Source organism: Clostridium fessum (genome assembly GCF_003024715.1).
Taxonomy (GTDB): Bacteria; Bacillota; Clostridia; order Lachnospirales; family Lachnospiraceae; genus Otoolea; species Otoolea fessa.
In genome coordinates, this window is sequence record NZ_PYLO01000006.1 from 82,658 (window position 1) to 108,870 (window position 26,213).

General features: G+C 49.9%; 19 protein-coding genes. 3 read left to right on the plus strand and 16 right to left on the minus strand.

Going from position 1 to position 26,213, the window contains the following annotated elements:
- Positions 1-28: 28 nt before the first annotated feature.
- Positions 29-1,057 (minus strand): sugar ABC transporter substrate-binding protein, encoded by a 1,029-nt coding sequence (locus C7U56_RS13960; protein WP_107001728.1) that lies wholly within the window; start codon positions 1,055-1,057, stop codon positions 29-31.
- A gap of 377 nt (positions 1,058-1,434) precedes the next feature.
- On the opposite strand from C7U56_RS13960, the gene C7U56_RS13965 reads away from it, so the two are divergent.
- Both C7U56_RS13965 and C7U56_RS13970 read left to right on the plus strand, forming a co-directional pair.
- Positions 1,435-3,432 (plus strand): LacI family DNA-binding transcriptional regulator, encoded by a 1,998-nt coding sequence (locus tag C7U56_RS13965; protein WP_107001729.1) that lies wholly within the window; start codon positions 1,435-1,437, stop codon positions 3,430-3,432.
- A 136-nt stretch (positions 3,433-3,568) separates the two neighbouring features.
- Positions 3,569-5,242, plus strand: a complete 1,674-nt coding sequence (locus tag C7U56_RS13970; protein ID WP_107001730.1) for an AAA family ATPase — start codon at positions 3,569-3,571, stop codon at positions 5,240-5,242.
- A gap of 141 nt (positions 5,243-5,383) precedes the next feature.
- On the opposite strand, the gene C7U56_RS13975 is transcribed toward C7U56_RS13970, so the two are convergent.
- From C7U56_RS13975 to C7U56_RS13985, 3 genes are all read right to left on the minus strand, one after another.
- Positions 5,384-6,382 carry an isocitrate/isopropylmalate dehydrogenase family protein gene (locus C7U56_RS13975; protein ID WP_107001731.1) on the minus strand — a complete coding sequence of 333 codons (999 nt, stop codon included), beginning with the start codon at positions 6,380-6,382 and terminating at the stop codon, positions 5,384-5,386.
- Positions 6,383-6,555: 173 nt separating this feature from the next.
- Positions 6,556-7,869, minus strand: coding sequence for an SLC13 family permease (locus C7U56_RS13980; protein ID WP_107001732.1), 1,314 nt, complete (start codon positions 7,867-7,869; stop codon positions 6,556-6,558).
- Between the two features lie 13 nt (positions 7,870-7,882).
- Positions 7,883-8,746, minus strand: a complete 864-nt coding sequence (locus tag C7U56_RS13985) for a DUF6282 family protein (RefSeq protein ID WP_107001733.1) — start codon at positions 8,744-8,746, stop codon at positions 7,883-7,885.
- A gap of 211 nt (positions 8,747-8,957) precedes the next feature.
- Between C7U56_RS13985 and C7U56_RS13990 the strand changes: the two genes are divergently transcribed.
- On the plus strand, positions 8,958-9,878 hold the full coding sequence (locus tag C7U56_RS13990) for a LysR family transcriptional regulator (protein ID WP_107001734.1): 921 nt from the start codon (positions 8,958-8,960) through the stop codon (positions 9,876-9,878).
- Positions 9,879-10,024: 146 nt separating this feature from the next.
- Here C7U56_RS13990 and C7U56_RS13995 read toward each other — a convergent pair whose 3' ends face one another.
- The 12 genes from C7U56_RS13995 to C7U56_RS14050 form a co-directional block, all read right to left on the minus strand.
- Complete coding sequence (locus tag C7U56_RS13995; RefSeq protein WP_107001783.1) at positions 10,025-11,335, minus strand: M18 family aminopeptidase; 1,311 nt, start codon at positions 11,333-11,335, stop codon at positions 10,025-10,027.
- Positions 11,335-12,762, minus strand: coding sequence for an APC family permease (locus C7U56_RS14000; protein ID WP_107001735.1), 1,428 nt, complete (start codon positions 12,760-12,762; stop codon positions 11,335-11,337). Before C7U56_RS14000 ends, C7U56_RS13995 begins: the two co-directional genes overlap by 1 nt.
- A gap of 316 nt (positions 12,763-13,078) precedes the next feature.
- On the minus strand, positions 13,079-14,287 hold the full coding sequence (locus tag C7U56_RS14005) for a TolC family protein (protein WP_107001736.1): 1,209 nt from the start codon (positions 14,285-14,287) through the stop codon (positions 13,079-13,081).
- Positions 14,288-14,398: 111 nt separating this feature from the next.
- Complete coding sequence (locus C7U56_RS14010; protein ID WP_181357260.1) at positions 14,399-15,640, minus strand: TolC family protein; 1,242 nt, start codon at positions 15,638-15,640, stop codon at positions 14,399-14,401.
- 2 nt (positions 15,641-15,642) lie between these two features.
- Positions 15,643-16,302, minus strand: a complete 660-nt coding sequence (locus C7U56_RS14015; protein WP_107001738.1) for a TetR/AcrR family transcriptional regulator — start codon at positions 16,300-16,302, stop codon at positions 15,643-15,645.
- An 88-nt stretch (positions 16,303-16,390) separates the two neighbouring features.
- Positions 16,391-19,441 carry an efflux RND transporter permease subunit gene (locus tag C7U56_RS14020; protein ID WP_107001739.1) on the minus strand — a complete coding sequence of 1,017 codons (3,051 nt, stop codon included), beginning with the start codon at positions 19,439-19,441 and terminating at the stop codon, positions 16,391-16,393.
- A complete protein-coding gene (locus C7U56_RS14025) occupies positions 19,438-20,559 on the minus strand; it encodes an efflux RND transporter periplasmic adaptor subunit (RefSeq protein WP_227589701.1) in 1,122 nt (373 codons plus the stop codon). The genes C7U56_RS14020 and C7U56_RS14025 overlap by 4 nt, the downstream gene beginning before the upstream one ends.
- Positions 20,560-20,919: 360 nt before the next feature.
- The gene (locus C7U56_RS14030) at positions 20,920-21,471 is read right to left on the minus strand and encodes a TetR/AcrR family transcriptional regulator (RefSeq protein WP_181357261.1); all 552 of its coding nucleotides are present in this window, start codon (positions 21,469-21,471) and stop codon (positions 20,920-20,922) included.
- 263 nt (positions 21,472-21,734) lie between these two features.
- Positions 21,735-23,414: a potassium/proton antiporter gene (locus C7U56_RS14035; protein WP_107001741.1), complete on the minus strand. Its 1,680-nt coding sequence runs from the start codon at positions 23,412-23,414 to the stop codon at positions 21,735-21,737.
- Between the two features lie 101 nt (positions 23,415-23,515).
- Complete coding sequence (locus C7U56_RS14040; RefSeq protein ID WP_107001742.1) at positions 23,516-24,796, minus strand: DUF1576 domain-containing protein; 1,281 nt, start codon at positions 24,794-24,796, stop codon at positions 23,516-23,518.
- 196 nt (positions 24,797-24,992) lie between these two features.
- The gene (locus C7U56_RS14045) at positions 24,993-25,529 is read right to left on the minus strand and encodes a shikimate kinase (RefSeq protein WP_022360009.1); all 537 of its coding nucleotides are present in this window, start codon (positions 25,527-25,529) and stop codon (positions 24,993-24,995) included.
- Positions 25,526-26,212 (minus strand): flavin reductase family protein, encoded by a 687-nt coding sequence (locus C7U56_RS14050; protein ID WP_333489860.1) that lies wholly within the window; start codon positions 26,210-26,212, stop codon positions 25,526-25,528. The genes C7U56_RS14045 and C7U56_RS14050 overlap by 4 nt, the downstream gene beginning before the upstream one ends.
- Between the last annotated feature and the right edge of the window lies 1 nt (position 26,213).

The following is a 26,213-nucleotide window of genomic DNA, read 5'->3' on the forward strand; positions in this document are numbered from 1 at the left end:
CGTAACTGTTAAGCTTTCTCGCAGTTCATTACTGCCAGTCGTTCAGAGTCTTCTCTGCCTCTTCTTTCTCTACCAGATGAGAATCCAGATATACTTTCTTCTCATCGATTGCGGTATCGCCGCCTACATATTTCTCAGCTGCGTCAAATGCATATTCTGCAATCTGAAGCGGAACCTGGCATGCAACTGCGGTGAACTCACCGTCTAAGAGTGCCTGTTTTCCATCCGGGGATGCATCGATACTATATACACCGATCTCGCCGGTCTTGTTTGCTGCCTTGATAGCTGCTGCTGCACCCAGGGCAGACGGGTCATTGATACAGAAGAATGCTTCCAGATCCGGGTTTGCTGTGATGATATCCTCAGCCAGTCCCATCGACTGATCCAGCGCTGCACCGCCATCCTGCTGTGCTACAATCTCAAATTTATCTTTCTGATCGCCAAGGCCCTCAAGGAAACCATTGACACGATCCACGCAGCTTTCATTGGACGGGAAATCCAGAACTGCAATCTTTGCGCCATCCGGATAATCTTTCGTCATCTGCTCGCCCACTAACTGGCCTGCCATATATGCGTTGGTTCCAACGAACTGTGTCACGAACTGTTCGATATCATCATCGATGACCGCGGTATCTACGTTGAAAATCGGAATACCCGCATCTGCAATCTCAGCCAGTCCGGAGGTAATACCTGCGGAGTCAACCGGGATAACAAACACTGCATCGTAACCGCTGTTTGCACAGTCAGATAACTGGCTGAGCTGCTTGTTTAAATCATAATCCGGATCCAGGCAGGTATAGGAAATGCCGTTTTCCTTGCACAGCTCGCTGAGCTTTGCATCAATGGAACTCTGGAAAGTATTGTTTAAAGTATTCGTACAGAATGCAAACGATAAATCGCTGGTCTTTGCCTCAGCCCCCTGCGTATCTGCCGCTGCCTCAGAAGCATCGGCTGCCGCTGTTGTATCGGTACTGCTGGAAGAGCCGCATCCTGCCAGCATTGCTGCCATCATGCAAACTGAAAGACCTGCTGCTGTAAATCTAAGACTTTTTTTCATAAATCTGATCCTCCTCTTACTTCATCACTGTTTAGTGCATTTCAAACGGATTGTTATAGTTTTCTTTTTTACGTAAAAAATTTTCTCTCTGGAAGGAGTCTCCCTGTCTGATATCTAGATATTACTCTATTCCATGCCCTTTCGTCAATACTCTTGTGGCATATTGCACTAATTTCAGCGATATATTCATCCTGTTTTATTGATATTTATGCACTTCTACCGCTCTTTCTAATTTTTTACGTAAATTATATTTACCTTATCGTTTTGCTCCTATTTTTGTGCTATAATCAAAAAACAGAAACACAAAACTGCGGCAAATTCAAATCCAGCCGCGCAGGAACAGCCGGACTAAATCCGTACCAGAAAGGGGGAGTTTTATGACCATCAAAGAAATCGCCGCAAAGGCAGGCGTCTCCATCGCCACCGTTTCCCATGTTATCAACCATACGCGCTATGTCAGCCCGGAACTGGTGGATAAAATCGAAGCTATTATTGAAGAAAGTGGATATTCTGAAAAAATCAAAAAAAAGGTGCGTAAAATCCGCAGCGGACGCAGTTCACAGATTGTCGCTGTCTTTCCAAATATCAAGAGCGCGCTCTACTGCGATCTGTGCAATCAGCTGCAATCCTACGCGACCAGCCAAGGCTATCAGTTTTACACCGCCGTCACCAACGACAGCCCGGAAGAGGAGAAAAGCATCCTGCAAAACTTAATCTCCAGTGCCAAGACCATCGGCATCTTTCTCTCCCCAGTAAGCAGTAATCCGGCTGCCTATTCATTTCTCTATGAATCCGGTATCCCGTTTGTCTGTGTCGAACGATTCATCGATGACGATGTCACACCGCGGATCCTTTTTGATTACACCAAAGCATTTCACTCCGCTACTTCCTATTTTTTTGAGAGCGGACACGAAAATGTGCTGTTTCTGGTAGAAAAAACAGACAGCCTCGCCAAACAGGACAAGATTGCCGGATATGAGCGGGCGCTTCTCTCCTCCAACCATACCCTGAGCAGTTCCTGCATCGCGGAGATCAATCTGTATCAGTCCAGTGATACCATCAGCCTGAATATTCAGAAAAGCATCACCCGGTATCTCCCCACCGCTATCATCGCCGGTGGAAACCGGCTGACTATGTTTCTTCTCAAGGCGCTGCGGGAGCTGGGAAAAGACTGTCCGCGCGATATTTCCATCATCGGATTTGACGATATGCTCTGGTGCGAGCTGACCGCCCCACCGCTATCCTGCATCCACCGGGACATCGACCAGATGGCAGAACTCGCCTCGCAGGCACTCTTTGACGAGATCAACCACCTCTCCGGCGCGCCTTTGACCCGCTATGCAGATGTAGAGCTGATTTTGCGTGATTCCACCCGGATCATCGACAACGGTCCGCTCGGTGAACACGCCGTCTCCCCGGACAGCATCCGCCTCTCCAAGGAGGAAAAACAGCTTTTGCGAACTGGAAATTACCGCGTCGCCATCTCCTTCCACTACACTGGAACCGCCTGGGCTGCCCTGCATCAGAAAGGCATCCGGGATGAACTGGAACAGTACGGAATCGATATTATTTCCACCATGGACGCCCATTTTGATCCTGCCCTCCAGAATATGCAGCTCGAAAGCATCAAAATGCAGCACCCAGACGCCGTCATCGCCATCCCCACCGACGATGTCCAGACGGGTCCGGCATTTCAGGAATTGTCCAAAATGACGCGGCTGGTCTTTTTAAGCAATGTCCCGCAGAATTTCAGCCGGAACAATTACGTCTCCTGTATCTCCGTCAATGAGCGGGAAAATGGCACCAATACAGGGCGCATGATCGGTGAATATCTGAAAGAAAAACCGCACGCCAAAGTCGGCTTCATCATCCACGGTGCCATGTTTTATGGCACTACCGAGCGTGATAACTGTGCCGAAAAAATATTAAGGGAATCCTATCCCGACATTGAAATCACTGCCAGAAAGGGATTTATTCAAATTGAAAATGCCTACAAGGTATGCTATGAGATGATAAACGAGCACCCGGATATTCAGGCGCTCTATGTGAGCTGGGACCGCCCCGCCCTGCTCGCCATCAAGGCCCTAAAAGCTTTGAACCGGACAGATATTGCTGTCTTTACCACAGATCTGGATTTTGAGATTGCAGAAGAAATGAATCAAGGATTTGTAAAAGGACTCAGCACCCAGAGACCATATGACCAGGGAAAAGCGGCCGCTCTTGCAGTCGCCAAATCCCTGGTCAGTGATAACGTTCCTAAATATATTGGAGTGCAGCCCTATGTAGTTCATGAAAAACAGCTGAAACGTGCCTGGAAGGATATTTTCTTTGAGGCACTGCCGGAGGAGCTGGGGGAGAAGCAGATGGGTCAGTAGTTATTTTCCAAACCTATACACCTCTTCCGGATATGGGCGCATCCCGCTTTCTTTTAAAATCTTGCCAACCACCTCCCCCCATGATATGATAAAGTTATTCGTAACAATTCCGTATCTTCCGAAAGGAGCATCGTCGATGACACCCTTAAAAATCCCTGTTGGTATTTCTGATTTTAAAAAGCTGCGCGAAAACGGCTATTATTATATTGACAAAAGCGGGCTGATCGCTGATCTTCTGACGAATAACTCGGAAGTCACCCTGATTACCCGCCCGCGTCGTTTTGGAAAAACACTGGCGATGAGTATGCTTGCCAATTTTTTTGATATTCGAAAAAAAAGCCAGAATCTTTTTACCGGACTTCAAATCGAATCTCGTCCAGATCTATGCCAGGCATGGATGAATCAATTTCCAACGCTCTTTCTGACCTTTAAGGATGTAGACGGACTGGATTATGCTTCTGCCAGGGATATGCTCCGCTCCCAGATTGCCCGTCTCTGCAATGAACACAGCTATCTGGCAGACAGCCCTTCGGTTAATGAAAATGATCGGAAAGAGTTTATACAGCTTGCCGATATTGTCGATGGAAAACCGACGGATACTATGTTAAAAACCAGCATTCTGCTCTTGATGCGTATGATGCAGGCACATTTCCAGAAGCCCGTCATTCTGCTTCTGGATGAATATGATGTACCGCTTGCCAAAGCCAGCGCAAATGGTTATTATCCCCAGATGCTGGAACTGATGAAATCTCTCATGAGTACAGCACTGAAAGATAACAGTACCCTGCGTTTTGCCACCATTACCGGCTGTCTGAAAATCGCAAAGGAAAGTATCTTTACAGGAACCAACAACTTTGTTTCTGATACAATCTCATCTTCGTCACTGGATGAATATTTTGGATTTACCCAGGTCGATATGAAGAAACTTCTTTCAGATGCCGGCATGATTGAACGAGCATCTCAAATCAAAGACTGGTACGACGGTTATCACTTCGGTGCTTCGGATGTCTATTGTCCATGGGATGTGATGAATTACCTCCTCGACTGCCAGAAAAAGCCACAGGCTAAACCCATCGGCTACTGGAAGAATACCAGTGATAATGCAATCATCCGTTCTTTCATCGACTATGCCGGAAGCAATATCACAATGAAACTGGAGACTCTTTTGTCTGGCGGTTATATTCTCCAGCATGTGGAGGAAAATCTGACATATGATTACCTCCATTCCTCCGAAGATAATCTGTGGAGTATCCTGTATCTCACCGGCTACCTGACACAGGCTCGCATCGATAATCTTCCTGATGGTTTAACTGCCCTGATGATTCCGAATGCCGAAATCCGGGAAATCTTCGAAAGTACCATTCTAAAATGGTTTAACGACAGCGCCCAAACCTGGAATCGGGAACAATTATTTTGTGCTGTATGGCACGGCAACACCGACCTGCTCACACAGGAGATGAATGCCCTGCTGCGTATGACAATCAGCTACCATGATTATAAAGAAGATTTTTATCACGCCTTTTTAGCCGGAATTTTTGCCGGAGCCGGATATGTCGTAGAATCAAACCGTGAACACGGTGAAGGACGAAGCGATGTGATTGTATATGATCTGCACGGTGGACGAATGGCGATTTTTGAGGCGAAATATTCGAAAACATTGAAAAAACTCAGCGATGACTGTGACAATGCCCTGCGCCAGATCGATGAACGCATGTATGCAAAAGAATTTGAGGGAAATTATGATGAAATTTTCTGTTATGGAATTTCTTTCTTCAAGAAACGGTGTATGGTAAAGGGGATAGGTAAATAATGCTGGCATCTGTTTTTATACACAAATAGGGCGTCTGTCGCATTTACAAATATGCTGGCCGATAACCCTATTTTATAGCCAAAAGGAGCTGCTGCACGGTTTGTGCAACAGCCCCTTCTTACATCTTCACTTATTAAATTCTTACAGTCTCGCAATCACTGCGTCCACATATTCCTCGGTGGTTGCAGTTCCATGCAGATCTCTTGTCAGGTGCTTGCCTTCTGCCAGTACCTCATCGACTGCCTTGCGGATGCGTCCGGCTGTCTCATTTTCACCGAGATACTCTAACATCATGCAGGCAGACCACAGGAATGCGGTCGGGTTTGCCAGGTGCTTACCTGCAATATCCGGTGCGCTGCCGTGTACGGCCTCGAACATCGCATAGTCAGAACCGATATTGCTGGATGGAACGAGTCCCAGTCCACCGATCAGACCACTGCACAGGTCAGAAAGAATATCTCCGTACAGGTTCTGCATTACCATAACGTCAAACTGATTCGGGTTCATAACAAGCTGCATGCAGGTATTGTCGATGATTTTATCATCGCCTTCAATCTCCGGATATTCCTTTGCGATCTCCTTAAAGATGGAAAGGAACATGCCATCGGACATTTTCAAGATATTTGCCTTATGAATACAGGTTACTTTCTTCCGTCCGTTCTTTTTCGCATACTCAAATGCATCGCGGATAATGCGCTCGCTGGCCTGTCTTGTGACAATCTTAATTGCATGAACCGTATCCGGATTTACCTGCTCCTCCACACCGACATAAAGTCCTTCTGTATTCTCGCGGAAAATCACGATATCCACATTCTTAAATGGCGTTTTCACTGCTGCGTTGGACTTAACCGGGCGGATATTGGCATACAGGTCATACTGTCCGCGGAGTGTTACATTCAAAGAGCGGAAGCCCTTTCCAACCGGAGTCGTAATCGGGGATTTTAAGAGTACTTTGGTGCGCTCGAAGGAAGCATATGCTTCCTCCGGAATCAAGGCACCATTGCGTTTCCACTCATCCTCACCAACATTGAAAATTTCATATTCCAGCTGAGCATCTGCCGCTTTTAAGATTTTTAATACATTATCAACCAGCTCCGGTCCGATACCATCGCCGCGAAATACTGTAATTTTATGACTCATTTCTTTATCCTCCTTCTTGATTTTCCAAATCGTAACTGTTCAGTACCTTCACAGTCACGCGCAGTAAATGCGCAGACCTACTGAACAGTTACTTCCAATCTTCATATTTCATCGAAAGCTGCCAGAACAGGCTGACAGCTTTTCGAACAAACAACTTCTTAATCAAATTTCCCTTACAGAACAACTGCTACAATCAGGTTATATACCGCACAGCAGATAACGCTGATAGGTACTGCTACAAAGAGAAGACGGTTGAATAAGTGATTTCGGTCTTCCTCGTTTCCGCAGGAACCAAGAATCAGGCTGCCGCCGGATGAGAACGGGCTGATCGCACTGCTCTGTGCACCAAGAATCGTGCAGGCAAAGAGTGCTGCCGGATTTAATCCGGTTGCTGCCGCAAGTCCCGGAATCAGCGGGAACAGGGCCGGTGCTACAACACCTGTTGTAGAGCTGAAGAAACTCATAAATGCACCTACAAAGCTGAATGCCAGCGGAATCAGGGCTGTCGGAACGTTAGAGCCAATCCATGCGGATAATGCATCAATGGTACCGGCCTGAACTGCAACGGCGATAAGCATACCGGCTCCGGCAATCATGAGGATGGTGTTCCACGGAACACGTGCAATCACTTCCTTCTGCGGTGCCAGGTCAAAGAGCAGTGCAATGATGGTAAAGCAGAATGCCACCAGTCCTACATCAACCTTTCCAGCAATTTTTCCAATCAGTTCATTACCAGGAACTGCCATCTTTAAGAGCGGGAATACCAGGACAATTACCATCATCAGAATCATTAAATGCAGGGTTGTTTTCTGCTTCTTGTCAAACGGCTCCGGGCGATTGAACGTTACGCCTTTTCCGATACCGCGGTTGCTCTTGAAACCGAAGCGGAAAATTGCAATCAGAATCAGGGAAAATACAATCGCGAAACCAAAAATTTTCATTTCATCTACAAAGGAATTCGTTGCTTCAAATGCCGGTTCTGCTTCATAAGCAGTATCAATCAGACCGCGGAATACGACGCCCAGCGAAGCTGTGGGGAAGTTTCCGCCTGCCAGTGCACCGCAGTTGATCGCCACCGCACCAGTCAGCTTGTCCATCTTTGCTTCCTCACAGATAAGGATGGTAATCGGTGCCAGGAATGCCAGAACGGTAAAGTATGCAGCACCCATAACAGAAAGTACAACTGCTACAAAAAATAATGCAAAGGGAAGCATACCCGGAAATTTACGGCACATATAGAGAAGACTGGCCGACATTTTTTCAAGGGTTCCATTCACAGCTGCAAAGTTGTAAAACAGTGATACTGACAGGATGACGAACATGGTGCTGACCGGCCAGAAGCCAATCAGTTCTTTTGTTTTTAATCCCATGCCAAAACAACCAATCAAATATGCAAAGGCAATACAGAAAAATCCCGTATTGATTTTCGTTTTATATCCCAATATAACGGCAACCGCAATGGATGCCACCAAAACTGCACTTAACATGTGATGCGTCCCCCTATTCTTCGATGCCCAACAGTTTTGCCGGAATAGTGTGTGTCATATGGTACACCTGCTCCTCCGGAATTCCATGATCTACCAGATACTGCATATATTCCGCCAGTGCCAGCTCCCAATGCGGATTTTCTGTCTGACCGCCATCGGTATCAACCATGACATTTTTATAGCCAACCTCTTTGATAAGCTCCAGGTTATCTGCCAGATTGCTCTTGTACTTTCCGCCACCCATGTTCTGTGCATAGCAGCGCTCTAAGATAACGTCATAATCCTTTACCAGACGAAGCTGATCCTCATGGCTCATGCCTACAATCCACCATTCCGGATGGGTTACAACGATGTTTTTTACTCCCATATCCCGGGCAGCTTCCACAACAGTGAAAATCTCCTCCGGTGCAATATGTGCGGTTCCCAGTACAGCGTTGTGGTCACGAATCAGCTCCAACACTGAACGCAGCTCCGGTACAATTTTACCATCTTTCACCACTTCCACGCACTGGCTCAGATCCTGATTCATCTTCTGCATATGGTTTTTTGCCGACTGGGTCGGAAGCCATACTACCTTAGCACCCAGACGAAGCGCCACATCGACTGCCTTCGGATTGATGCCGCCGACTACCTTATTTAAGGTAATACTGCCAAACATCGTAAAATTGTTCGTTTCCCCGTGTACAATTTCGTTGTGGCGGTTGCACAGATACGCCCGATCCATCGTGGTTCCCTGATGCGTCTTGATGACGATAGCGCGTGCCCCAACCCGGATCGCCGCCTCCATCAGTTCGAAATCATCATACGCCCGCAGACGCAGATCCGGATTCGTGTGAACGTGCATGTCGATAACACCCTTCATTAAATCCTGTTTCATCTTGCTTATTCCTCCTATTTATAATCGTCCACAGAGACTTTTTCAAAGCTGCGTTCCCTCGCCGGATTCCTATTCGATTTTCCAGCCGCTGCTTCAGTCTCTGCCATTGATTTTTGCTTGTTTTTATCTTATACTATTTTTGTTATAGGAGAAAGGCAAGATTTGTTATACCAGATATCGGAAATTTCGATACCTCGTAAGGGAGATTTTCATGGATTTAAAGGAACTAGACTATATCGTAACCGTCGCCAACGAGGGAAGCATCTCCCGCGCGGCTGAAAAACTGTTTATGGCGCAGTCGAGCTTAAGCCAGGCGGTCCGCCTGTTTGAACAGGATCTGGGGACGCCGATTTTCGTCCGTACTGCCCGCGGGGTCCGTCCAACCTCTGCCGGGGAGGCATTTATTTTCCATGCCAGACAGATTTTACAGCAGTACCAGGAGGCACGCAGCGAGGCTTCGGATATTGAAAATTTAAAGGGCGGCACTGTCATCTTCGGCATCAGTACCTACCGGGGAACCTACCTGCTGCCGCCGGTCCTGAAAAAATTCCATGCCCTGTATCCACGGGTTCATGTGGAGATCTGTGAGATGGACAGTATTGATCTGGAAAATAAGATTTTAGAGGGGCTTTTAGATCTGGCGCTGATCGCCGCGCCGCCGGTTCGGATCAAACACGGTGTGGATTTCCTGATGCGGGATGAGATCATGATCGCCACCACCGCCGACCACCCGGTCATGGCGTTTGCGAAGCCATGTGAATCGGAGCCGGAACAGATGTGGATTGACCTAAAGGACACCGCACCATTTGAGTATATTCTGGGACCGCCCAGCACCGTCCTCGGACGGACTGGCCGCCGCTCCCTGCGCGAGGCTGGCGTGGAACCGCTGGGACTCGACACCTACCTCTCCGCCTCCTTTGCTGCGGCGATGGCGCGGGAGGGGGTCGGACTCGCGTTTACCTACTGTTCCTGCCGCATCATGCGGGATGAGTTCCGCTATCTGCGGATCGGGAAAGATGGTATTTTCCTCGATCTGGCGCTCGCCTGGCCCGCTGGAAAATACCGCTCGCGGGCGGCGATGGCGCTCGCGAAGCTGTTTCAGGAGATGGCGCCGGAGCTGCTGCGGAAATAATTTTCGCGAATTAAACATCAAAACAAAACGTTTCAGCGCTGCTGGATTTACCGTTTTTCCGTTTTCTAACCATTTTCATTCTATCAAAAACAGCCGCCCCGCGATTCATTTCATCCTTCGCGAAGCGGCTGTTCTTTTAACTATATTTACTCAAAGCAAACCCGCTCTGCCCCTTCAATCTGAAGAGTGGTCTGGTAGAATTTCGTCAGTGCGCGGATTGCGTACTCAACGTCCTTCACACCTGCCGTTTCGTAGCAGGAATGCATCGCAAGCTGCGGCAGACCGATATCGACGGCATGGACGCTGACCTGCGTGTTGGAAAGGTTTCCAAGGGTGGAACCGCCTAAAATATCACTGCGGTTTGCAAACACCTGAACCGGAACACCTGCCTCATTGCAGACATTCGTAAATACCGCACGGCTGAATGCGTCCGTGGTGTATTTCTGGTTCGCGCTCTCCTTGATGACGATACCTTTGTTCATCCAGGAGCAGTTGACCGCATCCGTTTTCTCCCCGTGGTTCGGGTGAACGGCGTGTGCGTTGTCACAGCTTACGAGGAAAGAACCGGCAACTGCCTGATAGTAGTCCTCCGGCGTCTTGCCAAGCGCACCGTTGATGCGGTGCAGGACATCCTGTAAGAAGGTGGACATCGCACCCTGCTTCGTATTGGAACCAACCTCCTCATTGTCGAAGCAGCAATATACGCTGACATCGCGCTCATTCTTCGCCGCCAGAAATGCTTTCAGGGAAACGTAAGCGCACTGTAAGTCGTCCAGTTTCGGGCTGGAAACGAACTCGTCCGCATAACCCCAGATCGTACCCGGCTGACGGTTTACAAGGAAGAGATCTTTGCCTAAAATATCTTCCACGGCCACGCCAAGCTCTTTTGCGATCATCGCGTCAAACGCGCCCTTTTTCAGCGCTCCGGCAGAAAACAGCGGGCATAAATCAACCTGGCGGTTGTATTTGTATCCATTGTTCACCTCACGGTTGAAATGAATCGCTACGTTCGGAATGATGAACAGATCTTTATCGATGTACAGAAGTCTCGCGCTCACGCCCTGACCGTCCTTTACCAGCACACGGCCTGCGACAGTCAGAGGGCGGTCAAACCAGGTGCTGTCGATCATGCCGCCGTATGCTTCTACATCGAGACGCAGATACTCGCCCGGACCATTTAACTCCGGTACATTCTTGATCTTGTAAGTCGGTGAATCACTGTGGGAGGCGCACATCTGGAAATGGTAATCGCCCAGTTCCTTTCCGACGCGGAACGCAATGATACTGGAATGGTTGCGGATCGTGTAATACGTTCCTCCCTGTTTCACGTCCCAGCGGGTTCTCTCCGGCAGATAGGTAAAACCTGCCTCATCCAGCATTCCCTTGATCGTCTCAATCGAATGAAACATACTCGGGCTGTTCTCAATAAAAGTCAATAATTCCTTCGCAGCATTCATCATGCAGACTTCCCTTCTCTCTTCTTAATCGCCGGTAAAATCAGTCCCAGTGCTACCAGAACGACTGGTGTGATGACATTCAGCATGGTTGTGTACAGATCACCCTGTTTGTACATACCTAATAAGCAGCAGGCTGCGGTCAGGATAAAGCACCATGCGCCAAAGCCCAGTGCCACTCCGTTGTTCTTCACAAAACGATACTCGCGCTCAAACTTATCTGAATGTTTGCGAAGCATGAAGTACGCAAAGAATACCCACAGATAACGCATCGGCATGGTAACCGAATTAAGCTGTGTCAGCTGGCGCAGAACCGTATCCGCATTCGGAACCAAAACCTGAGCCAGAATGATGGAACCGGACAGGATGACTACCATCCAGATACCATTGACGTAAGCGCCAAATTTGTTTTTCTTTAAGAGCTTGGTCGGGATGAACTGACGCGCATCCTCGTTGTCAAGCAGCATACGAAGCGGTGCATCGATGCTGACTACCAGCGTCGAGAACTGGCCGATCGCGTTGCAGGCTGCATAAATGATCATAATCAGGTTTCCAACGCCGTAATACTCACCCAGTTTCTGGAATGCCCAGTACTGTCCATTCGCATTGTAAGAGTCAAAATTAGCCTCAACCAAGGATACATCGAACATCATACCCATCGCGATTGTACCGAAGATCGCGCAGACGATTACCATGATCGCTGCAAAAATCATACTCTTCGGGAATCCCTTGGACGGATCCTCTACCTTGTTTACATATGGGGAGATCTTCTCACAGCCGCCGACTGCAAATACAAGGATGGACAAGCTGCTGAAATACTTCCAATCAAAATGCGGAATCAGGTTTTTCAAGCTGAAATCCACCGACAGGTAACCACCGTTCGGATTGATGACCGGTGCAGCAAACATCAGCAGAATGTACAGGATACTCATGACAAACATACTGGTTCCCGCCAGGGTAGCCAGTTTCTTTAACGGGTTTAAGCCGCGGCTTGCAACCCAGCAGAAGAACAGCAGTACCGCAAAGGTAACTAACTGAACCGCTTTCGTGTTAAAGGACGCATACTTCTCTGCGTTCTGGAAAATCATCCAACTCAGCGCTTTCAGACCGCCGGATCCCTTCGATGCGATGTAGGTGACATGGCAAGCCCAGTAGGTCCAACCTGCGTAGTATGCAGCCTTCGCGCCGGTTGTCTCATGAATCCAGGAGCTGACACCGCCGCCCGAATTCTTAAATGCGGAACCAAGCTCTCCGACCATCAGTGCGTACGGTACAAAGTACAGTGCGAACATCAGAATCCAGGAGAAGATAACCTGTGTTCCATTGAAGTATACGAAACCATTTAAAACGTTTCCAAATCCCCAGAGGGTGGAGAAACACATAAAGGAAAGCATATACCACTTGATTTTGTTTTGTTGTGATTTGTTCATATCTTATTTTCTCTCCTTACTGAAAGTATCTTTTTTATTTTCTCATATGCTGCGTTAATTGTCAAAAGTATTTTTTTATTAACCCAGTATTTTCCAGTCCGAATCGGTAGTATTCTGTAGTTTGTGGCTATTTTTTGTTAAATCCATACAATATGCACCTATTTTTTCCCCAAAAAAAGCGGCGATTCGAAAGAAAACGCCGCTTTTTGCCTCTTGTTTTATAAATATTTTATTATATCATTTTCGATATACACAGCTCCTCCAGCGCCACGTTAACCCCCGCGCAGAGGAAGTGCCAGAAACTTAACTTCTGTCCCTACTTCATGTAACCTTTCAGCGCCCACTCATACGTCTCGATCGCCTGCTGCAGGTTCATGTTAGCTGTCTCCTTATCGATCTGCTTTTCCAGTACGGAGACTTCCTCGCTCTTGTACTCCATCTGGGTCGTCATGCCAAGCTCCAGCTTCTTCTGCATCGCATTCATCGCCTGCGTCTCTGCTGCCAGAGACGCATCGGCAAGCTGCAGGGCTGTCTGCTTCTGCATGATGTCGTTGTAGAGTGTCTGCATACTGGAGCGGATCGTCTGCTCCTGGTTCTTGATGGTGCGGTCCATGTTTTTCTTATCAGCTGAACCTTCTGCCATATTGGCATAGCCGCGCTTATTGGACTGTAAGGACAGGTTCTGTTGGAGCGCCGTCTGTGTGTCCGCCGCCAGGTTCATTGCCGCGATCCGTCCAAGATCCGCCTGCGGCAGATCCTGGATATCCGGTTCCGCGTCATAGGTCCAGCCGGTCTGGACGCAGAGCTGCTGGTGCTGGGTCTGAAGCCCCGCTTTCGTCTGTGTCAATGTGGATTGAAGCGACTGCAGCGATTTCTGTGCATTTAACACATCAATCTGGGTCGCCTGACCGAGCTGCTGGCGTTTCTGAGTCATCTGCAGTGTCAGTTCCTGCAGTTCCAGCGATTTCTCCATCAGCGGAATTGTCTTTTTGACCTGATTATACGCCGCAAACGCTGCCTCTACCTGTACCACGACCGCATCCTGGCTGTTCATATAGTCCAGACGGTCCATCTCGCTGTCGCGGTAGGAGGAATCGGCCGACTGCTGCGTTTTTAATGCATTCTGCTCGACCATCACCGATGCAGACATCAGGCTGGCATACGCACTTGCCATGCCCGGCACTGCCAGATAATCCTCAATCTGGTCTGCCTGATCCCGCAGGTTATCCGCGCTGTCATACAGGTCATTTGCCTGATTGTACTGCTTATCCTGCACTTCCTTCGCATTCTTTGTATCGCGTCCTGCCTGATAGGTTGTCTGGTTGTTTAAATACGTCGGGTTGTACTCCTGTACCAGATACGGCAGCTCGCTGTATTCCATCACATTGTCCTGAAGCTTCGCCCATGTATCCGCATCGTAGGCGAACTGCGGGCTGGCAGCCAGCGCCGCAAATGATCCCTGCAATGCCAGAACCGCTGCTGCCGCTGCGCTCAGAAGCGCCGTTTTCCTTCTTCTATGTTTCATTTCCGGTTCCTACTTCCTTTCTGTTCCCATTCACGTTACGGTTCACGCATACGTGTCCAGTAACGGAATTTGCCGTGGCTTCGCATTTAAATACGGCAAATTCCTGACGAACTACTTGCTTACAATCAGGCCTCTAACTGCCCACTCATAATTTTCCACCGCTTTGGTATATTCCAGCTCGGCGGTCTTATACGATGCCACGCTGCTGAGCCAGGAACACTCAAGCCCCAAATAATTGGCTCTTGAGAGCATTCCCAGTGCGTTCTGGCGCTTTGCCGCCTCGTAACTCTGCGCGGCCGCCTGATATCCGGCTGCTGCACTGTCATACGCCTGCTTCTTGGATACTACCGCCGCATAGAGGTTCTGGATTGTGATCGCCACCGAATCCTCGGTATAAGCAACGTTTCTTTTTTTGACCGTACGGTTGGAAGAACCCGTTGCCTTATTTGCACGTACCGACATCAGATCATAATTCGCACTGACTGCCGCCTGTGTATCGGTACCCAGATCCATTGCCGCGATCCGGGACGCATCCGGAACCGGCACATCCGCAAAGGTTACCGGCGCATCCGCGCCAAATCCAAGTAGCATTAAAATATTCTGTTTGAGCTGCAATGCCCCGTTTTCTGCCTGCTGGGCGCTGGAATTGGCCTGTTGCAGCGCCTTCTGCGCCGTCAGGACCTCCTGCGCGGAAGCACGGCCGAGCGCCTGCATCTTCTGTGCGGCATCGGCATTTACCTGGCACATTTCCACATTCTTTTTCGCTGTTTCCACCTGCGGGAGCAGTTCCTCATACTGGATGAGCAAGTTCTGCACCGCCTTGACTAACTTATTCTTTGTCTGACGCAGGGTCCGGGCATAGGTGCCGGAAAGCTCCTTGTTCGTAAGCTTTGCCCCCTGTTTGCGCAGCTCTCTCGCTGCCGCCTTGTAGCCCTCAAACAGCTCTCTCGTCTCCGCATCCATATCGTCGGACTTCAGGTCCATCGCATCTTCCATGAGGGCGCTCGCCTCTGCCGCCAGGGCAGTTCCCGCCGACTGGCTGGTCGTCTGGCTGTAGAGCTGGGAACGCAGGTTTAAGTACGTGCTGTTGTACCCCTCGATTCGCCATGCGATCTCGCCATATTCCAGCGTCCCATCCTCTAGCTGTTCTTTGGTGTACGGGGAAGTTTCCTCCTCCACCTCGGTATTGCCGCCCGTCAGCACCGGACCGGTCGCATCGTCGCCAACCAGCGCATCTGAGCCGATCCCCGGCGTTTTAGCCGCATATGCCGGCATCGTCATAGCCGTGCTGACTAACGCCGCCTGTAAAAGAATGGCAAACAGTTTTTTCCTGTTTTTCTTCATCTTACTCATCTTCATTTCCTTTCGGCGCTCTGCGCGCCCGCTCCCGATTCTATCCCAGCGCCCCGTTTCAGGATGCCGAGTGTCAGGGCAAACCGTTCCCGGATACGGTTTTCCGGAACTCCGTCGTGAAAGCTCTTGATCTCCATCGCGATCGCCATCATCGCCATGCGGAAAAAACTCATATATTCCTCCCAGCCCATCTTCCGCAAGGATTTTCCCACGCACGACTCATAGGCGGCACGTTCCAGCTTCCGTCCACGCACGGCGCGTGGACTGTCCGGATCGGAGCTGAATATATCAAAGATCAGCGCCTCGCGGCTGCTGCACTCCATGATGTTGCGGATGAAATCGGTGCGTCTCTCATCGCGGCACAGGGCAAGCGAACCGTTTAAAAACTGCCCTAACATCTCCCAGATGTCCCCCTGCGCCTCTTCAAGGCAGCGCACGCCGCACTCATAAAATTCATTGATAAAACTCTCACACAGATATCCTAAAACATCCCATTTACTGTCAAAATACGTATAAAAACTGCCCCGGGAGATCCCGGCATCTTCTATCATACGGTTGAGCGATGCTTTTTCTATCGTTGTCCGCGTATATTCAGCCATACACGCGTCCCGGATTTTCTTCTGTTTTTCCTCCGGCAATCGCTTAAATCGTTCCGACGGCATCTTCTTCTCCCCCTTTTTCTATCCGTACAGGCAGCTTCCCCGCCCCGGGTCCGCCGCCTGACAGATTCACTGCTTAACCTGCTTTTCCTTAGTCGCAGTCCAGCTTATCATACTCATCTTCTTTGCCTTTTCCCATGTTATAAACCACCCGGTAGAAGGACGGAAGCAGTACCAGCGTCAGGATCGTCGCCGCAACCAGACCGCCGACGTTTACAAGCGCTAAGCCCTGCATCATCTTGCCCGCCTTACCAAATGCCAGACAGTTCGGGATCATCGCAATGATGGTCGTCAGTGTCGTCATGCAGATTGGGCGTACACGGATCGCACCGGCTTCTACCAGCGCCTCGTCTAACGGCATCTCCATCCGCAGCTGGTTCACCGTATCCACGTATAAAATACCGTTGTTTACAACCGTACCGACCAGCATCAGGAAACCAAGCATGGAGTTCATACTGATCGGGCAGTCCGCCAGAAACAGGAATCCAAAGGAACCGATCAAACTGAACGGGATCGTTGCCATAACCATCAGGGAGAATTTCGGGGACTCAAACTGGATCGCCATGACAATGAAAATCAGAAAGATCGCTGTGACAAGCGCCATTCCCAACGCGGAAAGCTCCTCGCCCATCGACTCATCCAGGCTATTGGTCGCCATCTCAACGCCGTACGGGAATTCCCAGTTCTGCACGAAGCTCTTGACATCTTTTTCAGCCGTCTTCTTATAATCTGCCTGTGCCTGCATCGTGATCGATACCTGGTACTGTTTCTCTTTTCGTGAAATCTCCTGTGGGCTATCCTGGTAGTAGATCTCTGCCAGATCCTCCAGCGGAAGCGTATTACCCGTCGCCGTCGTGATCATCATGCCCTGCAGTTTCGCGATGGAATCGTAGCGATCCGGCGCAAATTCTACCTTCACGTCCTGATCATTGCCGTTGACGGAGATCGTCGCCGCTTTCACACCGCTTAAATTACTGTATACCATCGAACCGATGCTGGCCGGGGTCAGTCCCTCTGCCTCTGCCTTAACCGGATCCACATTTACCTTGATAACCGGCGCCGCATTCTCAACAGAAGAATGTACCTGCATAACATCCTCGCGCTTGCGAAGCTCAGTTACCAGATCATCCGCTGCCTTCTTTAGGGTGTCGTAATCGGTACTCTGCAGATCCACCTCAATTGAATCACCGCTGCTCATGCTGCTGCTCATACTGCTGCTGCCCTGTTCCAAGGTAATGGTCGCATCAACGTAGTTCTGTGTCGCATATCTCCACTTCTCGATAACCTCGTCCGTGGAAAGTTTTCTCTTATCTTTTAAGTAGGCATTCAGCGTCACATCACTTCCGGAAGTCATGCTGACACCACTGTTTCCATATGTCATCAGGTAATGATCCACATCCTCGTCTGTCTCTACCATATTTTCCAGATCGAGCACAGTGTCACGGATCGCCGATACCGAATAACCCGGTTTCGTCTTGATCGTCATCGTGACGATACCTTCATCGATCGAAGACATCAGCTCCAGGTTCAGTCTGGACGCCATGAGGATGGACAGGACAACCAGCACTGCAGTCGTTCCGAATACAAGCGCATAGCGCTTGATGACATGCGGCATATGCTTGCGATACCAGCCCTGGATGCCTTTGATTATACGTCCTGCCGGCGCATGATCCTTCTCAACCGGATGCCAGAACATATAGCAGAGCGGCACGATGATGACTGCTGAGAATAAGGAAGCCGTCATACAGAAAATGATCGTGTACCCGAGCTGTGTAAAGAGCTGTCCAGACATACCATTTAACATCAGAAGCGGAATAAATACAACACAGGTTGTCAGCGTACCGCCGGTGATCGAGCCGATCATCGTGCGCGTACCTTCCAGCGCCGCATCATAGAAATCCAGTTTTTCCTTTGCCCGGAAACATCCGTCGAGGACGTTGATCGAGTTATCAACCATCATACCTACACCGAGAACGAGCGACGTCAGGGAAATAATATTCATTGAGAATCCCATCGCCGCCATACAAATGATCGCCAATACAACGGAGATCGGAATGGACGTACCTACGATGACCGACGCACGCAAATCGCCATAGAATAAGAACAGAATGATCATGGACAGGATGATCGCCAGGATCAGGGTCTGGATTACGCTGCTTAAAGACTGTTTCAGCGTGTCACTGGCATCATCTACCACGGTGATTTTAAGACCCGGATACTGCTTTTCAATTTCCTGCACCTTCTTGGTTACCTGGTTGGAAACCTCGATCGCGGTGGAACTCTGCTGTTTTTTGATTCCCAGGGAGATAACATCTTCGCCATTGTAACGTCCGATCGAGCTTGCATCCTCCAGCGCCTCATAGACATTTGCGATATCAGAAAGATGGATCGTCTCACCGTTTGCCAGCGGAAGTACGACATTTTTCAGACTTTCCGTGCTCTTAAATTCGTTGCCGACACTGACGTCGAGATCCTGTTTTCCAACCCGGACATCGCCCGCCGGGATCGTGAAATCGGCGGCACCGACTAACTGTGCAACCGTATTCATATTCAGGTGGTACTGTGCCAGTTTTTCCGGAATCAGTTCCACGCGGGTGTAGCTATCCTGACCGCCGGCAATCGAAACCTCGCCGACCGAGCTTAATTTCTCAAACTCAGGAACAATTTTGTCATCTACATATGTATAAAGGTTCTGATCAGCGTCGCCGCTGACTGCCAGCGTAACCGTCGCCATCGAGTTGATATCCAGCTCCATGATATTCGGATCGTTGGCATCGTCCGGCAGATCGCTCTGAATGCCATCTATCGCCTTTTTCAGGTTAATGTATGCGGTATCCATGTTGGTACCGTACTCATACTGGACAATGACGATCGATACATTTTCACGGGAAATGGACTGTACCTTATCGACCGAGTCCAATGATGTGATCGCATCTTCTTCTTTCTTGGTAACCAGATCGGTTACGTCCTCCGGGCTGGCTCCCGGATACACCGTAGCGATGATTAACATCGGCATCTCCATCTCTGGCGTCAGTTCCAGCTTCATGCCCATGACGGACTGAAGGCCGAAGTACGCGATGGTAATCAGACAGAGAATGATGGTAACCGGACGCCGCAGTGCGAGTTTTGTCAGTCGAATCATTCTTTGTCACCTGCCTCTGTCGTCTCCGCTGCTGTCTCATTGTTTCCGTCTGTCTGCGCGCCATCGGTATCCTGTGCTAACAGGACTTCTCCCTGATCCACCAGCTCGTTGCTCCAGCTCACGATGACCTGGCTGTCACTCGTCAGACCCGATTTTACTTCCATATTTTCATCGTCATAGATACCTGCTTCGATCTCGGTCTTCTCCGCTTTTCCATCCTCATAGAGATATACAAACGGGGCACCGTTGTCATAGCTGACTGCATCGACCGGAACGGTCAGCACCTGGCTGACATGGTCCATGATAACCGTCATTTTTACGCGAGAACCATTCGTAAGACCTGCTGCATCCGGCACCATCGCACGCGCGTCATAAAGGCCGCTGCTCTCGTTGACCATAGATCCGATTTCGGTTACAGTACCGGTGTAATCCGCACCATTTTTCTCCAGCGTCACGCTGTCGCCCAACTCCATCGTCTGGTGGATCTTCTCGGTGATGCCGAATTTAACCTGTAACTGGCTGGCACCGGAGATCGTGCAGATCTCGCCTGCCGGAGATACATGATCATGCGGCTCGACGCTCCGGGACTCGATCACACCGTCGATCGGCGCCGTCACGGTCGTGTATTTCACCTGCAGATCGTACTGGTTCTTCGCAGATTCATAGGAAATCTTCGCATTCTGTGCGCTGTTTTGTGCCTGCTCCATCGCCTCCTGGGAGACAAAACCATCAGCAAAGAGCGCCTGGGTACGGCTTAAATTGCTGTCCGCATTCTTTAAGGCAACGGAAGCCGCATCCACCTGTAGCTTTAACGCTGTCAACGCGTCGGAATCGATCTTGCACAGCGCCTGCCCTGCCTGGACCGTATCACCCGCCTGGAAGTAAACCTCCAGCACCTCGCCGCTCATCTTCGGCATGACGCTCGCGCGGGACTGCGGCTCTACCAGTCCGGTCAGATCCGTGTACAAGCTGATGTCCTGACGAACCGGATTTTCTACTCTTACGGTTGGACGGGATTCATATTCCACCGCCGTATTCTTATGACCGCATCGGGACAAAACGACAGCGCCAACAACTACAATCGCAGCCAGCGCCAGAATCTTTCCTCTTTTTTTCATAATTTCCTCCATCTATGCTTGTTCTTGGTAAAAATTTTTCTCAGTCTATATTTTACTCATCTCGTATACACTTTGCCACTCCCAAGTTCGGACAGGTGTGTACACAAATTCGCCAAAATGTATCTATCCATGTTCATCTTTTTTTCATGGCACCCGAATTCTCCTGCCGCTGACCGTTTTTTCCGGGTACATGACAGCAAAAACGCAGAAAAAACCAACCAAATACCGCTGATTCCTCCTGCGTTTCCTTGTTCCATTTTCTAATTGATAATAATTCGTAACTGTTCAGTACCTTCACAGTCACGCGCAGACCTACTGAACAGTTACAATAATTCTCAAAACTGCCGGAAACCTGCTTTCCTAACGGACCTGCATAGGGTCACGCCCGGTGCATTTGCGGATCACGCTCATGAACGTGGCGACGCGCTCCTTCACATCCGCCTCATCCTTAAACGGCGCGTCAAACGCAACTCCCATAACCGAGAAAATGATGATCTGCACCGCCATCGCCGCCTCCGGCATCGTCAGGTTCTTAAACATACCAATCCGCTCCAGATGGTTATAAAAATACTGGTACACCTTTTCTCCCATCTGACGGCGCAGCGCCATGAACTGTACCGACTCGGACAATGCCCTGATATGCTTCTGATTTTCCATGATATACATATACAGCTGTGTCAGCGCCTTCTCCGGATCTGGCTGGCTCATCGTCTCTTCCATGACGCGCTTCATCTCGCGTTCCATCCGGTATTCCATCAAATCATATATATCTTTAAAGTAATAATAAAATGTTTTTCTTGTGATCCGGCTCCGCTCGACCAGCGCCGTGACCGTGATCTTCTCGACCGGTCTTTCCGACTCCAGCTCGATATAAGCCTCTACAATCCGTTCCTTCGTATTTCCCTGCTGCATACTCTTTTCCTCCGGCAAACCGTTGTTGTTTAAGTATAGTTTATAATTCAACAAACTGCAAGTATTGCCTGAAATTTCCATGTTCCTGCGATGAATCGTTACTGTTCACGCATGCGTGCCCAGTAACGGAATTTGCCGTGGCTTCGCATTCAAATACGGCAAATTCCTGCTGCCACCACGTTTTCTTACGGCACTTTCGGTTCCAAAAGTGCCTACCCGTGAACAGTAACGATGAATCCGCGTTACTGTTCACGCAAACGTGCTTACTTGTGAACAGCAGCCGATACGGCCGGTCCGATTTCGTGTTTCACACGCCCTTCCACCTGCGGCAGTTTCTGCGAGTATACAACCACCCGGTCGCCTTCCAGTATCTGCGTACCGCCGTCTGGAATGATGATCTGGCTGCCCCGCTTTATCATCACAATGATCGTATTCTTATAGAAGCGCGCCTCCGCGATCTTCTTACCACACCAGCGGTGATCTGGTGTCATCAAAATCTCTTTTAAAAGGATTCCCTGGCTGTCCGTAAAGCCCTCTGCACCCAAGACGACGGTATCCCCTTCCTGAATTACAGTCTGTCCTTTGGGCACAATCGTCTGCGCGCCGCGCCGGATCACTGTGATTAACATACCCGGAAGCATCTCGATCTCACAGATTTTACGGTTTTTCCACGGATGATTGTCCCCGATCGGAAGCTGCACGAACTGAATCTGCATATCGCCCGTATAGTCCGAGAACGTCCGCATGACATCGGTCGAGTTGTCGATCATGTCACATTTTTCTGCCACCTTCGGAAGCAGCGAACCCTGAAAAATGATGGAAAATAAAACAACGCAGAACACAATGTGGAATATATCATATTTCATATATCCCTCACTGAGCGTCGCCATGATCGCAAATACGATTGATGCCGCACCGCGCAGACCCGCCCAGGAAATAACCAGATACTGCCCGATCGGCGGTTTCGACGGCGCGAGCAGCAAGCCAACCGCCGCCGGACGCGCCACAAATGTTAAAAACAATGCGATTGCGATCGACGGAAGCACGATCGACGGCATCTGCGAAGGAAACGCCAGAAGTCCCAGTAAGAAAAACAGAAGCATCTGCATCATACCGGTAAACGCATCAAAGAAGCCAACCAGCGCTTTCTGGTTCTTCAGCTCCTGATTTCCGAGGATAATACCGGTCAAATACACACTTAAGTAGCCATTTCCGCCAATCTGGGATGCAAGCGCGTAGGAAATGATTGCCGCCGCAAAGACAAAGATCGTGTCAAATCCCTCGCCATAAAAGGCATACCGCTTTAAAAGCCATGTCACCAGAAACGCGATCGCCGCGCCGGTCAAAAGCCCGAATGCGAGCTGGCGGATCAAAAGCAGAACCGCCGAACCGCCGCTCACACTCCCCGTCATCGCAGACAGCAGAATCACCGTCATCATGTACGCAAACGGGTCGTTGCTTCCGCTCTCTAACTCCAGCATGGATGCCGTGCCGTATTTGAGGTTCAGCTTGCGCGAACGCAGGATCGAGAACACGGATGCCGCATCGGTCGATCCAAGAACTGCGCCGAGAAGCATTCCTTCCATCAGTGCCATCTTAAGCACCAGATGACAGAACAGGCCGGTCAAAAGCGCCGTCAGCACTACACCCACCGAGGATAACAAAATCGACCGCCCCGCGACCGGCTTCGCCTCACTCCAGCGCGTGCCGAACCCGCCGTAAAACATGATAAAAATCAGTGCCACCGAGCAGACCTGTTCCGCCAGTGCAAAATTGCCGAATGGAATCTTAAAAATACCGTCCGATCCAAACAGCATTCCCAGCATAATAAAAATAAACAACGTCGGCACCCCCAGCCGCCCCGAAAGACGGCTTCCCGCGATGCAGACAAGGATAATAATCGCTACGACCAGAAGCGCAAATGAAGTTGAAATATGTATCATTCCTTTCTATGTTTAGTAGGTATCATAAATGTGGTGTTTTTATAATGATACAATATCTCTATGCCTCTTTCGTGTTAAGATTCCATTAAAAAGAGGAAATCTTACAGCGACAGATCTCCCTTCGCCCGCGCCCTCCGGTCGCGGATCGACTGGATCACCGGCACCAGGAACATTGCGACGATACCGCCCGCAAATCCATTGTTATAGAGGTTCATGCCCCCATACACGATCCCGACATTGAGCGCCACCGACGCGTGCAGAAAACCGGCTAACACGCCGCATAAAATTCCAAACTCTCCGGCGATCGGCGCCAGCGTCGTGGAAAAGAGCAGCGCCAGAAGTGCCGACGGATTCGTGATATCCCACGCCCGGACGGTACTCGCAATGCAGACGCCCGCCATGATCGGGAAAATATTCCGCAAATGTTTTCCAGTCGCACTGAATCCGACGATGGTAAAGATTCCGCCGATCGTCGGTCCATTTAGGTTTCCGCCGACTGCCAGCACAAAGAAGGTCGCAAACAGACCATTGAGTCCCATGTTGAGAAGCGTCACCGCACCGCCCAATTCCAGCAGGTAATCGGTACCGCCGATTCCCGTTGTCGCAAGGAGTTTTTCATAGCCTAAAAGCGTATCTTTTCCGCGCCACAGCACTGCCACCACCGACATGCCTGCAAACAGGACAAATAGCAGCCCTAAAAGCATCGCATCATTGCCGGAGGACCAGATAAGACGCGCCTCCGTCTCAATTCCAAAGGACTTAAACGTGGAGACCAGGACCGTCGCAATGATACCAGAGGCAAATCCCACATTATAAAGGGAATATCCCTTATGGGCATAGTGGGAATGCGTCGCGAGCGGTGGAAGCACGAATCCGATACAGATTCCCACCAGAATCGTCACACAGAAGCGCTGCCAGAGCGGCAGCTCCACCACGTGCATCAGCTGTGTGATGATCGGAGACAGGCTCGTTCCGTAGATGCCGACATAAATATAGTTGGATAAGTGCATTTTATGATATTTTGCATAGAGAAATACACCCAGAAAAATCGCCCAGATATTCATCAGATTTTTTCCGAACAAAGAGAATCCAAACATCAGACAGCAGGATGTGATCGTATGCCCGTCCATCTCCATCCCAAGACTATAGACAAAGTAGATGCTGATAAGCGCCATCATCCCGGCATTGACAAACGCGGCTCCCATGCCGCCGACCGCAATATAATCGGTGATCAGGAAATCCGGTTCCCTTATGATTTCATAGATACCAGTCACAATGGAGTCAAACGGCTGTATAATCAGCCCCACTGAAATGAAATAGATCGGAATCAGTGCCAGAAGAAAGAATTTCATCTCTCTGGACAGAGATTTCACTGTAGTCATATACGCACACCTTTCAAAAAAGGGATGCAAAAAAGATTCCGCATCTTTGCACCCCCGACTGTTAACATTCTATAAAAATGGTTACTATTCTATTGTATTGGATTTTCAACTGTTTTGCAACTGATTTTTTTCTCACTGTAACCCGTTATGAAACCCGTCCGACAGAACCGGCTGCCCCCATTCTCATGTGAAATTGTTACTCTTCCTCCGGCGCACTTCCCAGCACATAACCGCGCTCTTCCAATATTTCGCGCAGCTCATCAACCACCGCCCCCAGCTCTTTACCTTCCTCGTCGATCGTGATGTCCGCGTATTTCTCAAAATACGAGATCCTCTCATGGTAGAGATCCAGAAGTGTCATGCCGTCTTTCAGCGCCACGCCGCGGTCCTTGACATCGCCGACGCGTTTTACCAGCTCGTCATAGGTGATTTTCAGATAGACAACCAGTCCGATGGATTTTAAATGTTCCATCGCTTCCTTTCCGTAGATCACGCTGCCACCCGGTGCGATGACCGCCTGCTCGGCTTCCACCCCCGCGTTGACGCGGTTCTCCACATCGAGAAATCCGTCCAGTCCCTGTTCTTCGATGATCTCGCGCAGACGCTTACCTTCCTGTTCCTGAATCAGCAGATCCACATCTATAAAGGAATAGCCCAGTCTCTTTGCTAAAAGCACTCCGACCGTGCTCTTTCCTGCGGACGGCATACCAATCAAGGTTACATTATTTTTCATCTTTGGCACCTCTTCTTTTTCTTTACACTCCATCCAAATGTTCCAAGAAGCTCTGAAAGCCCATAATAGCCGCCATGCGAATACACAATCGGTTCCGCCTTTGCAAGCTCCAGGCTGCCGCGCTCGTTGAGCCACTGCTCGTCCACGCTGACACCCGTTACCTCTGCCAGAAACATATGATGTGACCCCAGTTCCTTGACTTCGGTCACCCGGCACTCGATCGCGACCGGGCTTTCGGCGATCACCGGCGCCTTCACCGTCTGCGCCGGAACCGGTGTGAGCCCTGTCTCCTTCCATTTATCCACATTCCTGCCGGAGCGGACGCCGCAGTAATCGGTCGCATACGCCATCGACTCCGTCGCCAGGTTGATGACAAACTCACCGCTCTCCCGCAGCATATGGTAAGAATAGCGCTCCGGGCGCACCGAAATGTACGCCATCGGCGGGTTCGTACAGATCGTGCCCGTCCAGGCAATCGTGATGATGTTGCTGTTTCCTTCGCAGTCCGCCACTGTGACCAGCACCGCCGGAACCGGATAAATCATATTGCCCGGCTTCCACTGGGCGCGCGGTCCCGGAGTGTTCCGGGTCTCCATCCGTTTTTTCAACTGTCCTTCCGGGTTCTGCCTTGCTCCTCCCCGGCGACGCTCTTCTGGCTTTCCAGCCGCTCTCTTCTGTGCCATC

What these genes read in the sequence shown, in the direction of transcription:
- C7U56_RS13960 (WP_107001728.1), bottom strand. Translation starts at nt 1,057, where the DNA reads ATGAAAAAAAGTCTTAGATTTACAGCAGCAGGTCTTTCAGTTTGCATG.
- C7U56_RS13965 (WP_107001729.1), top strand. Translation starts at nt 1,435, where the DNA reads ATGACCATCAAAGAAATCGCCGCAAAGGCAGGCGTCTCCATCGCCACC.
- C7U56_RS13970 (WP_107001730.1), top strand. Translation starts at nt 3,569, where the DNA reads ATGACACCCTTAAAAATCCCTGTTGGTATTTCTGATTTTAAAAAGCTG.
- C7U56_RS13975 (WP_107001731.1), bottom strand. Translation starts at nt 6,382, where the DNA reads ATGAGTCATAAAATTACAGTATTTCGCGGCGATGGTATCGGACCGGAG.
- C7U56_RS13980 (WP_107001732.1), bottom strand. Translation starts at nt 7,869, where the DNA reads ATGTTAAGTGCAGTTTTGGTGGCATCCATTGCGGTTGCCGTTATATTG.
- C7U56_RS13985 (WP_107001733.1), bottom strand. Translation starts at nt 8,746, where the DNA reads ATGAAACAGGATTTAATGAAGGGTGTTATCGACATGCACGTTCACACG.
- C7U56_RS13990 (WP_107001734.1), top strand. Translation starts at nt 8,958, where the DNA reads ATGGATTTAAAGGAACTAGACTATATCGTAACCGTCGCCAACGAGGGA.
- C7U56_RS13995 (WP_107001783.1), bottom strand. Translation starts at nt 11,335, where the DNA reads ATGAATGCTGCGAAGGAATTATTGACTTTTATTGAGAACAGCCCGAGT.
- C7U56_RS14000 (WP_107001735.1), bottom strand. Translation starts at nt 12,762, where the DNA reads ATGAACAAATCACAACAAAACAAAATCAAGTGGTATATGCTTTCCTTT.
- C7U56_RS14005 (WP_107001736.1), bottom strand. Translation starts at nt 14,287, where the DNA reads ATGAAACATAGAAGAAGGAAAACGGCGCTTCTGAGCGCAGCGGCAGCA.
- C7U56_RS14010 (WP_181357260.1), bottom strand. Translation starts at nt 15,640, where the DNA reads ATGAGTAAGATGAAGAAAAACAGGAAAAAACTGTTTGCCATTCTTTTA.
- C7U56_RS14015 (WP_107001738.1), bottom strand. Translation starts at nt 16,302, where the DNA reads ATGCCGTCGGAACGATTTAAGCGATTGCCGGAGGAAAAACAGAAGAAA.
- C7U56_RS14020 (WP_107001739.1), bottom strand. Translation starts at nt 19,441, where the DNA reads ATGATTCGACTGACAAAACTCGCACTGCGGCGTCCGGTTACCATCATT.
- C7U56_RS14025 (WP_227589701.1), bottom strand. Translation starts at nt 20,559, where the DNA reads ATGAAAAAAAGAGGAAAGATTCTGGCGCTGGCTGCGATTGTAGTTGTT.
- C7U56_RS14030 (WP_181357261.1), bottom strand. Translation starts at nt 21,471, where the DNA reads ATGCAGCAGGGAAATACGAAGGAACGGATTGTAGAGGCTTATATCGAG.
- C7U56_RS14035 (WP_107001741.1), bottom strand. Translation starts at nt 23,414, where the DNA reads ATGATACATATTTCAACTTCATTTGCGCTTCTGGTCGTAGCGATTATT.
- C7U56_RS14040 (WP_107001742.1), bottom strand. Translation starts at nt 24,796, where the DNA reads ATGACTACAGTGAAATCTCTGTCCAGAGAGATGAAATTCTTTCTTCTG.
- C7U56_RS14045 (WP_022360009.1), bottom strand. Translation starts at nt 25,529, where the DNA reads ATGAAAAATAATGTAACCTTGATTGGTATGCCGTCCGCAGGAAAGAGC.
- C7U56_RS14050 (WP_333489860.1), bottom strand. Translation starts at nt 26,212, where the DNA reads ATGGCACAGAAGAGAGCGGCTGGAAAGCCAGAAGAGCGTCGCCGGGGA.